Origin of the sequence: Alcaligenes sp. MMA (genome assembly GCF_020907215.1) — a bacterium.
GTDB classification, from domain to species: Bacteria; Pseudomonadota; Gammaproteobacteria; order Burkholderiales; family Burkholderiaceae_B; genus Alcaligenes; species Alcaligenes aquatilis.
This window is the reverse complement of record NZ_JAJJPP010000003.1, coordinates 390,770-404,911: the sequence shown is the minus strand read 5'-3', so window position 1 is coordinate 404,911 and position 14,142 is coordinate 390,770. Positions and strand designations below refer to the sequence as shown.

Below are 14,142 nucleotides of genomic sequence, written 5' to 3'. Positions count from 1 at the left end.
CGCCTGAGTCCCTGTCATGCCTTTTGAGCATCGCAGGGATTTTTCATGCCTGCCTGTTTGATCAGACACGGGACTGACAGTACCTTAGCCCCGTGCCTTTTTGCCCTGCTTAGAAACGCACCTTCATGAACAGAGAGCCAGCATGATCCTGGTTACGGCCAAACTGTCCCTGGTAGTTCAAGCCAAAGGCGGTGTTTTTGCCGGCTTTCAGTTCGGCGCCCAGTTCGGCAACAGCGGCATTCTTGGCGATAGGCGCACCGCTGATGCGGAAGTTGCTTCCTGGCAAGGCGGCAAAGGCCAGTTCACGCTCGGGTGTGGTGTCACCCAGGGCATGACGCCAGCCCAAACCGGCGCTCAGGGACAGGGTGGTTTTGGACAGGTCCAGTTCCGTGGTGCCGCGCAGCCCCAATGTGACGGTACTCAGGTTCTGGCGTTGCGAGTCGCCACGCAAGGCGGCTTGGCCACCCGATTCACTAAAGGAGCCGTGGCGTAGTTGATGCCAGTTCACGCTGGCATAGGGCTCTACGCTGGAGCGAGGGCTGACCGGCATGCGGTAACCCAATTGGGCAAAGGCCTGAATGCTATGCGCTTTGTAGTCTGCCTTCAGTGTCTCGTTCTGATGAACGGAGATAGAGCGCTCGCTGTCCAGGCTGTGGCGGGTGTAAGCACCACCAGCCAACAGATTCAGACTGCCTGAACCTAGCTCCCAAGCCTGTGTGCCGTACAGGGCTGCGCTGTAGCTATTGCTGCGCGAGCTCTGGCGACGATCATCCAGCTTGATGCGGTTTTCCAGATAGCCCAAGGAGGCGCCCATACGCCAGCCTTGCTCACCGATAGCCGTATCCCCGCCCAGGAACAGACCGCCCACTTTGTGGCGTACATCCTGGCTGTTGTCGTCACCGTCCAGATCTCGTTGTTGATGGATCACTTCGGCCCACAAGACGGTCTCTTTGCCGGTTGTATTACGTGCGCCCGAGGCTTGTTTGCCCAAGGTGCGGGGCAGCAGGTCGCCGTTGCTGAGCAGTGCCGAGGTGGTGCCCGCATGGATTTGGCCTTGCAACTGTTCCATATAGCCTGCGACCTGGCTGGACTGGGCATTAAGCACCGTGTCATACAGTTCAGCCATCGCGGCTGGTGGCTGGTCCGAGCCGGTATCTAAAGCGTTAGCCACGGCTTTCTGGTTGCCGGTACTGGCAAATGTGGCAAACGGCGTGTCATTGCGCTTGATCATCAAGGATAGGCTGGGGCCGTAGAGCAGCGTTGGCGACAGGAAAGCCATGTCGTACGTAATGTGGCTGTACTGACCTGTCACACCGTTGGCGGCATCCAGAAAGGAATAGGCCACGTTCTGGCGGAAGGGGCCACCGGCCAGTTTCAGGGTGCCGTCGATATGAGCGGCACCGCCAACCACCAGACGATCTGTCGCACCTGCGGGGCCGACTTCCAGTTCATGCACTGAACCGGCATGGGCGGTATAGTCGCCGCTGACGGTCAAGGTGCCTACAGAATTACCGGGGGCCAAGGTGCCGTAGTTATCAACTTGTGCGACCGTACCGGAACCCCCCAGTGTTCCTTCACGCTCAACGGTCACGGCAGAAGCCAGCGTGCCATTGACGGCCAGACGACCTCCGCTGACGGTAGTGTCGCCGGTATAGCTGTTATTGCCCGTCAACTCCAAAGAGCCGGAACCGCGCTTGTGCAAGCCTCCGATACCGCTGATGTCATTGGCGAAGGTGGAATGGTAGCCCAGCGTGTCTACATCGAACAGGCGGGTAAATTGCGCTGGCCCTTGCACGGCCTTGCCCACATTCATCAGGCCCCAGCCGTAAATGCTGGGGTCGCCCAAGTCGGTGGCGGTGGTCAGCAGGGTTTGCTGCAAATGGTAAGCGGTGAAATAGGGGAAGGCTTCCTTTACCAGGGCAGCTCCACCCGCGACATGCGGAGAGGCCATGGAGGTGCCGCTAAAAGCGATATAGCCACCCGAGGAATTGACTGAATTAATCCCTGGGTCGTCGTCACCACCGGGGGCGGCCAGACACCACTCGGCTGCCACGCCGCATTTGTTCGCATAGGAGGCTAAAGAGCCATCCTCGCCCAGAGCCGTTACCGCCAGCCAATTATCTTTTAGTTCAGGAAACCAGTAGGGGGAGCCAGCCAGCAGGTCGGGGTGGTCCTGCGATTCATTGCCGGTGGCAAATACCATCAGGGAGCCTGCATCTACGCTGTTGTGAAAAGCCTCGATAGCCAGTGGCTGCCAATCCAGCACGCCTTCGGGTGAGCCGTAGTCCACGACATTACAGGGTGGTGGGGAGCTGGCATTGTTGCAACCATTGACTCCCAGGCTGCTGTTGATGATGGGCAACTTGAACTGGGCCAAATAGTTCCAACCTTGTGAGGCAACGCGATCAAAGGCGGCCGCCGCTTCACGTGGGTCTGGTTCATAAGGATCATTGCCAAGTATGTCGTCGTCCTCATCCGTGCCGTCGTAAGCGACGGCAAAAAGCTGACTGTTGAACGCGACACCATGCATGCCAACACCATCACGACGTGCGCCCATAATGCCCGCAACGTGGCTACCGTGACCTGATGGAGGGTCAGAGTCGATGCCTTGGCCATTGGCGTAGGGGGTATTGGTGTTGAAATCAAAGCCACCCGCAATGGCACCGGCAAATTCGGGATGATTGCCTGCAATGCCGGAGTCCAGATAGCCGACCGTGACGCCTTTGCCGGTAAAACCCAGCGAATAGGCTTGGGCGGCGTTGATCATGTCCAGGCCAGGCTGCCGTTTGTATTCTTTAGTCCGCCATTGTTCCAGCGAGCTATCTGGTTCCGCGTGGGCGATGCCAGGCAAAACCAGACTCAATAAGGCCATTTGCACCAGCACATGGGTGCTGCGTCTCTTATTCGACATCTCTTCCTCTCCAGGGTGTTTTTCTATGCGTGGCGGCAACTCGTTGTGAGGTCGTGTTGTCGGGTCCATGCATGCTATTTAACGTCGTAGCTGTTGAATCTTATAGCGGTCAAATTTACGTTTTGTCATGTTTAGCGTTTGAAGCATGCGAAAACGTGCGACTGAATCGGCAGAGCCTGCAGGGAGAGTGGCGATTCTTCCTGTGAACAAGGCGTTTAATTGATGATCTGATTTCTGTATCTGAAAACCAGTTGGTGATGACTTTGTTGTAGAGCCCACAACATGTTGGGCGAGGTGTGGGCCTTGCAAGAGGCGAAGGCCCCAGAGTTTGTTGCTGTTTTAAGGTGCTTTTTTGAGGGGCTATGGCTGTAGCCGGGCACTAACGCTTTCAAGGCTTGCTGTGATTTCAGTCCGTGGAATCTCAGGCCACAGGCTCGGCCAGCAAGGCGCGTACCAGTTCAGGTTTCAAGGTCCGTGCCGCTGCAAACCCGGCAATATGGCGCACCCTGACCAGGTCCAGCGCGAAGAAATGGAAGTCCGTGAAACTGCTCAGAAACTCCATATCGGGAAAGCGGGCGGTATAGGCCTGCTTGGCTTGTTCCCAGTCGGGCTGCTCGCGCTCCAGTTTGCGAGCCAGCATCTGAAAGGTGACGCGGGGTAGGTCATGGACGGCATCCTGACCGTGTTCGCTTTGGCTGATCATCAGGCTGGCATCGGGGCGTTGTAGCAAATAACGGGTGTGAGCCGCCATTTCGCTGATGTGGATGATGATGCTGGCTTGTTCGGGGCAGATCGCAAAGGGGACGCGGGAGACTACCGGCAATCCCTGATTGCTGAGTGTGCCCAAAGACGCAGTGCGTTCGCTTTGGAGCAGGGCCTGCAGGCTGATTAGCAATGGATCATCAACAGACATAAAAACACCTATTCTGAAAAAGCTCCCACACTGCGCTGTGGGCTTGATGCGCCCGAGGGTTTTACCTTGGGCGGTCCGGCAGACAAGGCTCTTCGCAGTACCGTCGTCGTGTTGCTCGTTGAAGGGCGAATTTACTGTTGGAATGGCCCAGCCAGGAAAAAGTCCCTGATGTTGCGCCTTCGTCTTGCTGCTCTCCAAGAGGGTGCTTTTATCTCGAGAGCGGCCCAGCGAAAAAAATACCCCCATACCACTGACGAAACAGGCCGACATAAAGCCGGCCTGTTCAGGGGGGGGGAGGCGTATGGTTTACACCAGAACGCGCTCAATACCACCATCGTTGGCACGGCGTACGTAGTCCGCCATCCAGTTCTCGCCCAGCATGTGCTTGGCCATTTCCACCACGATGTAGTCCGCATCCATCTTGGTTTCGTCCTCGTAACGGGACAAACCTTGCAGGCAGGACGGACAGGAGGTCAGCACTTTGACTTCGCCCTGGAAGCCATCGGCGCGAACAGCATCCTGGTTCTTCTGCAGTTCTTCGTGCTTGCGGAAACGGATTTGTGTGGAGATATCCGGACGCGACACAGCCAGCGTGCCCGACTCACCACAGCAACGGTCTGCCTTGATGGTACTGTCGCCCACCAAGGATTTGACTGTTTTCATGGGGTCTTGCAGCTTCATGGGGCTGTGGCAAGGGTCGTGGTACATGTAGCGCACGCCTTGCACATCTTCCAGTTTCAAGCCTTTTTCCAGCAGGTATTCGTGGATGTCGATCAGGCGGCAACCGGGGAAGATCTTGTCGAATTCGTAGCCCGCCAACTGGTCGTAACAGGTACCACAGCTGACCACCACGGTTTTGATGTCCAGGTAGTTCAGGGTGGTGGCCATGCGGTGGAACAGCACACGGTTGTCGGTGATGATCTTCTCGGCCTTGTCGCTTTGACCGCTGCCGCGCTGCGGGTAGCCACAGCACAGGTAGCCAGGAGGCAGAACCGTCTGTACGCCTACATGCCAGAGCATGGCCTGGGTTGCCAGGCCTACTTGTGAGAACAAACGCTCCGAACCACAGCCGGGGAAGTAGAACACGGCTTCTGAGTCCACCGAGGTGGCTTCAGGATTACGGATGATAGGCACGTAATCCGAGTTCTCGATATCCAGCAATTTACGGGCCGTCTGCTTGGGCAGGCCACCAGGCATCTTGCGGTTGATGAAGTGGATGACCTGTTCACGAATAGGGGCCTTGCCAATGGTGGCAGGCGGGGCGCTGACCTGTTTGCGGGCGGGAGCTGCCAGCAGATTGTGTGCAGCACGCTGGGCTTTGTAACCCACTTCAATCATGGCGGTACGAGTGGCCTTGATGACGCGTGGATCTTTGGCGTTCAAAAAGAACATGGCCGCTGCCGAGCCCGGATTAAAGGACTTCTTGCCCATGCGTTTTAACAAGGAACGCATTTCCATGGATACATCGCCAAAGTCGATATCCACCGGACAGGGGTTGTAGCACTTGTGGCACAGGGTGCAGTGGTCGCCCACGTCCTCAAACTCTTCCCAATGCTTCAGGCTGATCCCGCGACGCGTTTGCTCTTCGTACAGGAAGGCTTCGATCAGCAAAGAGGTGGCCAGAATCTTGTTGCGGGGCGAGTACAGCAGGTTGGCCCGTGGCACGTGGGTGGCACAGACTGGTTTGCACTTGCCGCAACGCAAGCAGTCCTTGATGGCGTGGGAAATGGAGCCGATTTCGCTGCGCTGCATGATCAGCGATTCGTGGCCCAGCAGGTTGAAGCTGGGCGTCCAGGCGCGGCTCAAATCCGCTCCGGGCATCAGCTTGCCGGCGTTGAAGTGGTTGTTCGGGTCCACTTCGCGCTTGTAGTTCTGGAAGGGATCCAGCTCTTCTTGCGTCAGGAACTCGTATTTGGTCAAACCAATACCGTGCTCACCGGAGATCACACCGTCCAGACCACGCGCAATTTGCATGATGCGAGCCACGGTGACATTGGCCTGCTGCAGCATGCCGTAGTCGTCCGAGTTCACGGGGATATTGGTGTGTACGTTACCGTCACCGGCGTGCATGTGCAGAGCCACAAACACACGGCTTTTCAGCACACGGTCGTGAATAGCCTGCAGTTCGGTCAGTACGGCAGCGCAGTCGGCACCAGGGAAAATGTGTTCCAGGTTTTCACGAATCTCGCTCTTCCAGGACGTGCGGATCGTGTGATCCTGCAATAGTTGGAAAATCGAGGTGTTCGGGTCTTCTTGCAAACGCGCGTCGATAGCGGTGCTTTCCAGCGGTACGCCAATCTCGGCCAGCTCAGCTTGCGAGTCCTTCAGCGGCTTGTCCAGATTGTCCTGCAGCCACTGCCAGCGCTGGCGTACAGTGCGTACGATTTGCAGGGCATCGTGACGACGCTCGTTCAGGATCTCTTCGCGTGTGTGCTCGGCGTCGTTGTGGTCTTCGATCTTGCCTACGGGCAGATCGCCCTGGAGGAAGTCTTCCAGTTCACGGGTCAAGCGCAGCTTGTTGTCCGTGGACAGCTCAATATTGATGCGTTCGATTTCTTCGGTGTATTCACCCATGCGGCGCAGGGGGATCACCACGTCTTCGTTGATCTTGAAGGCGTTGGTATGGCGGGCAATGGCAGCGGTACGGGCACGGTCGGCCCAGAACTTCTTGCGGGCTTCGGCGCTGACGGCCACAAACCCTTCACCGGAGCGGCCATTGGCCAGACGCACCACTTCAGATGCGGCGGTCGCCACGGCATCGGGATCGTCGCCCACGATGTCGCCAATCAAGACCATTTTGGGCAGGCCGTCGCGCTTGCTCTTGGTGGCGTAGCCTACGGCACGCAGATAGCGCTCGTCCAAGTGCTCCAGACCGGCCAGAATGGCGCCGATGCGCTTGCCTTCGCCGTTCAGGTAGTCAATGACTTCCACAATGGAGGGCACGGCCTGTTTGGCCTGGCCGAAAAACTCCATACAGACGGTGCGTGTATGCGCAGGCATGCGGTGCAGTACCCAGCGGGCCTGCGTGATCAGACCATCACAGCCTTCTTTCTGGATACCGGGCAGGCCAGCCAGGAATTTGTCGGTGACGTCTTTCCCCAGACCTTCCTTGCGAAAGCGCCGGCCTTCAATATGCAGGGTTTCGCTGCGCAGCAACTGGGCACCAGGGGCGTAACGGCCATCAAACCATTTGACTTCAAAATGAGCCATTTCCACGTCGTGGATCTTGCCCATATTGTGTTCAAGACGGGTCACTTCCAGCCAGTTGCCCTGGGCATCGACCATGCGCCACCAGGCGAGGTTGTCCAGCGCGGTACCCCATAGAACGGCTTTTTTTCCGCCCGCGTTCATGGCGATGTTGCCACCGACACAGGAGGCGTCGGCCGAGGTCGGGTCCACTGCGAAAACGGCACCAGCCGCTTCGGCGGCATCCGCCACACGGCGTGTTACTACGCCAGCACCGGTCAGGATGGTGGTGACGGGCTCGTTCATGCCAGGTAGGGTGGTTTGTTCGGGCTTGCCAATGGCATCGAGCTTTTCGGTATTGATCACCACCGAGCGCCAGCTAAGTGGAATAGCACCGCCCGTATAACCCGTACCACCCCCACGTGGGATGATGGTCAGCTTCAATTCAATACAGGCACGGACCAGCGCGGCCATCTCGTTTTCGTGGTCTGGGGTGAGCACGACAAAGGGATATTCCACGCGCCAGTCGGTTGCGTCAGTGACGTGCGAGACGCGCGATAGACCATCGAACTTGATGTTGTCCTTGGCGGTCAGGCGCGACAGGGAGCGCACGATTTTCTGGCGTAGCTCGCGAGTATCGGTAAATTCCTGTTCGAATGCGGCCACGGCGCCACGGGCAGCGTGCAACAGCCGCAAAACCTTGGCATCGCGATCGGGCACGGCGCTGTCTCGGCGCTGGTCGATTTCGTTCAAGCGATGATTCAAGGCTTCGATCAGTTGACGTTGGCGCTTGGGATTATCCAGCAGATCGTCCTGCAAATAAGGGTTGCGTTTGACAACCCAGATGTCACCCAGCACTTCAAACAGCATGCGTGCGGAGCGGCCGGTGCGGCGTTCAGAGCGTAGCTCAGACAGCTTTTCCCAGGCTTCCTCACCCAGCAGTCGCAGGATAATTTCCCGGTCCGAGTAAGAGGTGTAGTTGTAGGGGATTTCACGCAGGCGCGGCGTGTCGGTGTTGCGTGCCTGGGCAGCCAGGTGCTTGCTTGCAATGGGGGCGTTCATGGCGATAGTTGGCAAGGCCCGTCAAGGGCGGCTCAGCGAGGAGCAGATAGGCAAAAGACAAGTGTATACGAATCGTAGCCAGGCTGCCCCCTTACTACATGGGCAAGTCAGGGATAAGAGGTGCTTTGCAGCCAGTTTGCAGCAAATTACCAACCCAATTTGGGGAAAATCCACAGCAGACCCGCAGTCATGGTGATGTAGCGCGCCAGTTTTCCCACCGCCATGTAAAACAGGCTGGGCCAAAACGGCAGGCGTAGCCAACCGGCGACAGCACACAGGGGGTCACCTACAACCGGTAGCCAGGACAGGAGCAGAGCGGGCGGGCCCATGCGGGTCAGCCAGCGTTGCCCCAGTTCATGCCAGCGACCAGCGGCCTTGTTCTTGGGCGTGTTTCCGTCCTCGGTGTTTTGCGGGTGCTTTTCGCGCCAGGCTTCGTACGCTTTTTCGGCAGCCAGGCCAGTGGCATAGCTGATCGCCCCGCCAGCCGTATTGCCTACCGTGGCCACCAGTACCGCAGGCCAAAACATATCGGGGGCCAGGTTGATATAGGCGAACACCGCAGGCTCCGAGCCTAGGGGAAGGAGAGTAGCCGAGACCAGACTGACGATGAAAATGGCACTTAAACCGATTTCGGGCAGAGACAGGGTGGTCAAGAGCCACGAAATAAGATCAGAGATCCAGGCTTGCATAAGTAAAGTGGATGGGTGTTTGAAGAGAGTAATGGACGCCAGTTAGGGCATCTGCCTATGGTATTCTGTTTTTCTTTCCCGGTGAGCAGTCTCAGGCAGGGGCCTGCGACTGGCCTTGGTGGCAAACCGGCTGTTAATTGAAGCCTGAGAAATGTCGAACGATTACCTAAAGCGAATTCTGACCTCGAAAGTGTACGATGTTGCCATCGAAACACCACTTGAACCCGCTCCCCAGGTATCGGCACGAATTAGTAACACGGTACTGCTCAAGCGTGAAGACTATCAGCCTGTTTTTAGCTTCAAGCTGCGCGGTGCCTATAACAAGATGGCCAATCTGTCGGCCGCAGAATTAAAACGGGGTGTACTGGCCGCTTCGGCTGGCAACCACGCACAAGGCGTGGCCATGTCAGCGCGCAAGCTGGGCTGCCGCGCCGTTATTGTGATGCCAACCACCACGCCGCAAGTCAAGATTGACGGTGTGCGCAATCTGGGCGGCGAAGTGGTCCTGGCGGGCGAGAGCTACTCGGACTCCTACCAGCACGCTTTGGAACTGCAAAAGAGCGAAGGCCTGACCTTTGTGCATCCCTTTGATGATCCTGATGTGATCGCCGGGCAGGGCACGGTGGCCATGGAAATCCTGCAACAGCACCCCGGCCCGATTGAAGCGGTCTTTGTCGCGATTGGCGGTGGTGGTCTGGCAGCCGGCGTGGCAACGTACATCAAGGCCCTGCGCCCCGAAATCAAAGTAATTGGCGTGCAGACCGAAGATTCCTGTGCCATGGTGCGCAGTATCAAAGCGGGTCGACGTGTGAATTTGTCGGACGTGGGTTTGTTTTCCGATGGCACTGCTGTCAAGCAAGTGGGGTCGGAAACCTTCCGTCTGGTGCGCCAGTATGTAGATGACTTTGTCATTGTGGATACCGACGCGATTTGCGCGGCTATCAAAGATGTGTTCCAGGACTCGCGTAGCGTGCTGGAACCAGCCGGCGCTCTGGCTTTGGCCGGCGCCAAGCGCTACGCTGCTCAAAACAAGCTCAAGAACAAGACACTGATCGCGGTAACGTCCGGCGCGAACATGAACTTTGATCGTATGCGTATGGTGGCAGACCGTGCGGATGTGGGTCAGGCTCGTGAAGCCTTGTTTGCCTTGACGATTCCCGAGGCCAAAGGTAGTTTTCGTCGCCTGTGTGATGCCCTGGGGACGCGTTCGGTGACTGAGTTCAATTACCGCATGTCCAACATGGAAAAGGCGCACGTCTTTGTGGGGATGTCGATTTCTTCGGAAGCGGAAATTGAAAAGCTGGAAGAGCGTTTCGTCAAGAAAGGCTTTGGTACCTTGAATCTGACGGGCAACGAGCTGGCCAAAACCCATGTGCGTCACATGGTGGGTGGAGTGTCCAGCCAGGCTACGAACGAAGTCCTGCTGCGTTTCGAGTTTCCAGAGCGCCCTGGCGCCTTGCGTAAATTCCTGTCCAGCATGAATCAGGACTGGAATATCAGCTTGTTTCACTACCGTAATCAGGGCGATGACTATGGCCGTATCTTGATCGGTATCCAGGTGCCGCCTTCGGACAAGAAAGAGTTCAAGGCTTTCCTGGGCAATTTGGGCTATCCGCACTGGGACGAGACGGACAACCCGGCTTACAAGTTGTTTTTGTAAGTCAGTGGACGGCGCCCCACCACTATGGCGTCGTGCAGAGTTGTCAGAACAAAAACACCTCGCTTGTTAAGGCGAGGTGTTTTTTATTTGAAATCTGAGCGTGATGATTGCAGGTGCAGCGGCGTATTGCCTGAGGGCCGCTTGGAAGCAAGCGTAGTTCAGCCCTAGACACGCTGTCTACGCTTGTTGTGTCAAACCTGTGCTACACACTGCTCTAAGGCTTGCCGCAACGGTTTCAGGCTGTCATTCAGCCGTGTAAAGGCTTGTTCCTGACGAACTGACAACGCATGGGCCTGTTCTGCCGTTACCACTTCAAAGCCCAGATTCTGCCCAGGCAGGCGCTGTGCAATTTGAGCTAGATCCACGCTGGCGACCTGTCCGATTCGTGGATAGCCCCCGGTGGTTTGCCGGTCGGCCATCAGCACAATAGGCTGGCCATCGTTGGGGACTTGAATCGTTCCAAAGCAGGTGGGGGCGGAGAGCAGCTCTTTAGCCGTTTTACGCTGCAATGGCTGACCTTCCAGGCGATAGCCCATGCGTTCCGAGGCGGGGCTGATACGGTAGCTTTGGCTTTGAAACAGTTCCAGTGATTCGTCAGTGAACAAATCGGCTTGATCCAACATGACACGCAGGCGTTCTCGCGGGGCCAAGGCCAGTGCAGCAGGCATGTAAATCCGTAGCTCATCCAGTACGGCTTGCAGCCTGTTCAGTGTCGCTTCCTGATTGGGCAGGGGCCGAGCCAGTTGAATCTGATCGCCCTTTTTCAAGGCGCGACCTTCAAAACCACCCAGACCAACGCGCATATGGGTGCTTTGGCTACCCAGCAAGGATTCGACTTGAAAACCGCCGTAGACAGACAGGTAGCTGCGGGCACCTTGGCCGGGTTTGACGGACTGCATGGTCAGTGTCTGTCCGGCGCGCGCCAGAGTAGGGCGCAGCACTGCCACGGGCTGACCGTCCAGGCTGGCATTCATCTCCGCGCCGGTCAGGACAAACAGGGCGGGTGCGTCAAACCGCAGGCTTGGGCCCTGTACGGTAATTTCCAGGCTGGCCAGGTCTTGTGCAACGGTATTGCCTGCCAGCAAATGGGCGAGCCGGTGTGCGCGTTCATCCATGGCACCGCTGGGTGAAACCCCCAGGTGTTGGTGCCCATACCGACCTCGGTCTTGCAGGCTGCTCATCATGCCTGGCTTGAGGATATGTACCGTCATGCAGGTGTCCAGTGATCAAACTGTTCGTGAGGCAGGGGCACAAAGCGCACTTGGTCACCGGGGGCGAGCAGGGCAGCGGGGGAGCGCCGGGCGTCGAACAGGCTAACTGGCGAGCGGCCAATCAAATGCCAGCCGCCAGGAGATTCGTTGGGGTAAATAATGGTTTGCTGGTTGGCAATGGCTACCGAGCCTTTGGGCAGTACGGTGCGGGGGGTGGCACGGCGCGGCACATTCAGCTGTTCGGGCAAGATGCCCACATAGGGGGCACCGGGCGCAAAGCCCACCATAAATACCAGTTGTACTTGACTGCTGTGCAGTTCAATGACTTGTTCCTGGCTCAGTCTCAACTGCTCGGCAATGGCGGGCAGGTCGGGGCCGAAGGGGCCGCCGTAACAGACGGGAATATCCACCAGGGCACCGGGGGCAGCCTGATCCTGGCTGGCATCCAGCTCGGCCAGTGCTTGGTGAACATAGTTGTGCAAACGGGCGAGCTGGTCGCTGCTGCCATCCGGATAAAAGTGGATGGCAACCGCAGTAAAGCTGGGGACCAGATCACGGACACAGGCGGGCGCGTGGTCGCGCAGCAAGCGTGCGGCGCGGGTGCAGCGCAAACCGGTCTCCAAAGAAAGCTCACCGCTGAACTGCACGAGCAAACAGCGGTCGCCTTGTTCGGTAAGTAGCCAGGTTTTGTGCATCTTTATTTGGCGAAAAGGGAGTCCAGGCTGTTGAAGGCTTTGAATTCCAGGGCGTTGCCCGATGGGTCCATGAAAAACATGGTGGCTTGCTCGCCAGGCTCGCCCTTGAAACGGATATAGGGTTCGATCACAAATTGGGTGCCAGCGGCAACCAGCTTGTCAGCCAGGGTTTGCCAGGTGGGCATATCCAGCACGACACCAAAGTGACGCACGGGCACGTTGTGAGCGTCTACCGCACTGGTGGCATTGCTGCCGCATTCTGAAGGAGCCAGATGAGCCACAATCTGGTGGCCGTAGAAATTGAAGTCGATCCACTGATCAGAGGATCGGCCTTCGGGACAGCCTAATGTCTGGCCATAGAACTGGCGTGCAACGGCCAGATCATGGACCGGAAAAGCAAGGTGGAAAGGGCGCAGCTCATGGGTATTGGACATGCTTGGCTCCTGTGCGGCATAAATCCGCCAACGTGGTCTTCAGAGCCGTTTATTGTAGGACCAATATGGCCCCACATGTTCTAGCAGTCCTGCAGTCGAACCCGACTCTTGGGGAAACGCAACATAAACACGCTGCCTACTCCCAGACGGCTTTGAATTTGCAGTTCGGCATTATGTCGCACGATGATGTGTTTGGTAATGGCCAGGCCCAGGCCCGTGCCGCCTGTGGAGCGCGAACGGCCCTTGTCCACGCGGTAAAAGCGCTCGGTCAGGCGGGGAATGTCCTGGGCAGCAATGCCGATACCCGTGTCCTGGACGGAATAACAGGCCTCGCCGCTGTCATTCAAATACCAACGCACAGTGATGGTGCCGTCCTTGGGGGTATAGCGCACTGCATTGGTAATCAGGTTGGAGACGGCCGAGCTTAATTCGGTTTCCATGCCCTGAATGGCAATACGCGGATCAATGTCCGTGACAAAGCTGTGTTGTCCGCCGGAGATGGCCTCGCCTTGTTTCAGCGCGCTTTCAATCAATTGGCTGACCTGCACGGTTTCCCCTTCCACCGTGGGCGAGGATTCCAGTGTCGACAAGGTTAACAAGTCGGACACAATCGACTGCATGTGACGGGTCTGCTCCAGCATCATTTGCTCGTAACGCTGACGCTGCTCCAACGGCAGGCTCTCGGCCGGCATGTCCTGCAAGGTTTCCAGAAACCCCAGCAGGACCGTCAAGGGGGTACGCAGCTCATGGGAGACATTGGCCACAAAGTCTTTGCGGGTGGTCTCCAGCATTTCAACCTGGGTGACATCGCGGGTCACGATCAGGAACTGGCCCAGGCCATAGGGTGTCAATTGCAGTAGCAAGGAGCGTTCGCGTCCGTCTTTGCTCAGGTGCAGCAACAATGGGCCGTCCCATTGGGGTTGGCGGGCGTAACGGGAAAACTCGGGTTCGCGCAAGATATTGAAGATGCTGTGATGACGGTCCGTGGCCAGATTCAGGCCGATGTGCTCACAGGCGGTCTGATTGCACCACTGCAGCTCCATTTCCCCGTTCAGGGTGATGGCACCGTCGGGCAGGGCCTCGGCGGCCATCATGATGCCATCCACGTAGCGATTCAGCTCCTGAATTTCCTGCCGGTCACGGCGCAACTGGCGATAGATGGGGGCCAGAATGGCGTCCCAGGGGCCAATGGCGGGCGGAGGGGGATCACTCAGGTTACGGGTCCAGCGCTCAACGCGGGACAACTGCAAGGTGCTGATGAAAATCAGCATTAACAGGCCGCCGCAAAACAAGGCCAGACCGATGAATGGCCCGAGCCACCAGCCGATCAGGCTGCCCAACAGGGCCCAGATAACAATAGACGTAAATATGCTGAACATGG

Annotated in this window: 9 protein-coding genes; 1 reads left to right on the top strand and 8 read right to left on the bottom strand. The window is 57.5% G+C overall.

Going from position 1 to position 14,142, the window contains the following annotated elements; translation table 11 throughout:
- Window positions 1–109 precede the first annotated feature (109 nt).
- The 4 genes from LNA76_RS14365 to LNA76_RS14350 all read right to left on the bottom strand — a co-directional run bounded on the left by LNA76_RS14365 (window position 110) and on the right by LNA76_RS14350 (window position 8,761).
- Window positions 110–2,911, bottom strand: a complete 2,802-nt coding sequence (locus LNA76_RS14365; RefSeq protein WP_230019311.1) for an autotransporter domain-containing protein — start codon at window positions 2,909–2,911, stop codon at window positions 110–112.
- Window positions 2,912–3,332: 421 nt separating this feature from the next.
- Window positions 3,333–3,824: a HugZ family pyridoxamine 5'-phosphate oxidase gene (locus LNA76_RS14360; protein ID WP_230019310.1), complete on the bottom strand. Its 492-nt coding sequence runs from the start codon at window positions 3,822–3,824 to the stop codon at window positions 3,333–3,335.
- Between the two features lie 306 nt (window positions 3,825–4,130).
- A complete protein-coding gene (locus tag LNA76_RS14355; protein ID WP_094197843.1) occupies window positions 4,131–8,072 on the bottom strand; it encodes a DUF3683 domain-containing protein in 3,942 nt (1,313 codons plus the stop codon).
- Between the two features lie 146 nt (window positions 8,073–8,218).
- On the bottom strand, window positions 8,219–8,761 hold the full coding sequence (locus LNA76_RS14350; RefSeq protein WP_094197842.1) for a YqaA family protein: 543 nt from the start codon (window positions 8,759–8,761) through the stop codon (window positions 8,219–8,221).
- A gap of 151 nt (window positions 8,762–8,912) precedes the next feature.
- Between LNA76_RS14350 and ilvA the strand changes: the two genes are divergently transcribed.
- A complete protein-coding gene (gene ilvA, locus LNA76_RS14345; RefSeq protein WP_230019309.1) occupies window positions 8,913–10,421 on the top strand; it encodes a threonine ammonia-lyase, biosynthetic in 1,509 nt (502 codons plus the stop codon).
- A gap of 191 nt (window positions 10,422–10,612) precedes the next feature.
- On the opposite strand, the gene LNA76_RS14340 is transcribed toward ilvA, so the two are convergent.
- The 4 genes from LNA76_RS14340 to phoR form a co-directional block, all read right to left on the bottom strand.
- Window positions 10,613–11,632: a biotin-dependent carboxyltransferase family protein gene (locus tag LNA76_RS14340; RefSeq protein ID WP_230019308.1), complete on the bottom strand. Its 1,020-nt coding sequence runs from the start codon at window positions 11,630–11,632 to the stop codon at window positions 10,613–10,615.
- Window positions 11,629–12,327 (bottom strand): 5-oxoprolinase subunit PxpB, encoded by a 699-nt coding sequence (gene pxpB, locus LNA76_RS14335; RefSeq protein WP_108728499.1) that lies wholly within the window; start codon window positions 12,325–12,327, stop codon window positions 11,629–11,631. Before pxpB ends, LNA76_RS14340 begins: the two co-directional genes overlap by 4 nt.
- Window positions 12,328–12,329: 2 nt before the next feature.
- Window positions 12,330–12,761, bottom strand: coding sequence for a VOC family protein (locus LNA76_RS14330; RefSeq protein WP_094197838.1), 432 nt, complete (start codon window positions 12,759–12,761; stop codon window positions 12,330–12,332).
- An 80-nt stretch (window positions 12,762–12,841) separates the two neighbouring features.
- Window positions 12,842–14,140, bottom strand: coding sequence for a phosphate regulon sensor histidine kinase PhoR (gene phoR, locus LNA76_RS14325; protein ID WP_125277788.1), 1,299 nt, complete (start codon window positions 14,138–14,140; stop codon window positions 12,842–12,844).
- Window positions 14,141–14,142: the final 2 nt, after the last annotated feature.

Coding starts and splice junctions, on each gene's coding strand:
- LNA76_RS14365 (WP_230019311.1), bottom strand. CDS start 2,911: ATGTCGAATAAGAGACGCAGCACCCATGTGCTGGTGCAAATGGCCTTA.
- LNA76_RS14360 (WP_230019310.1), bottom strand. CDS start 3,824: ATGTCTGTTGATGATCCATTGCTAATCAGCCTGCAGGCCCTGCTCCAA.
- LNA76_RS14355 (WP_094197843.1), bottom strand. CDS start 8,072: ATGAACGCCCCCATTGCAAGCAAGCACCTGGCTGCCCAGGCACGCAAC.
- LNA76_RS14350 (WP_094197842.1), bottom strand. CDS start 8,761: ATGCAAGCCTGGATCTCTGATCTTATTTCGTGGCTCTTGACCACCCTG.
- ilvA (WP_230019309.1), top strand. CDS start 8,913: ATGTCGAACGATTACCTAAAGCGAATTCTGACCTCGAAAGTGTACGAT.
- LNA76_RS14340 (WP_230019308.1), bottom strand. CDS start 11,632: ATGACGGTACATATCCTCAAGCCAGGCATGATGAGCAGCCTGCAAGAC.
- pxpB (WP_108728499.1), bottom strand. CDS start 12,327: ATGCACAAAACCTGGCTACTTACCGAACAAGGCGACCGCTGTTTGCTC.
- LNA76_RS14330 (WP_094197838.1), bottom strand. CDS start 12,761: ATGTCCAATACCCATGAGCTGCGCCCTTTCCACCTTGCTTTTCCGGTC.
- phoR (WP_125277788.1), bottom strand. CDS start 14,140: ATGTTCAGCATATTTACGTCTATTGTTATCTGGGCCCTGTTGGGCAGC.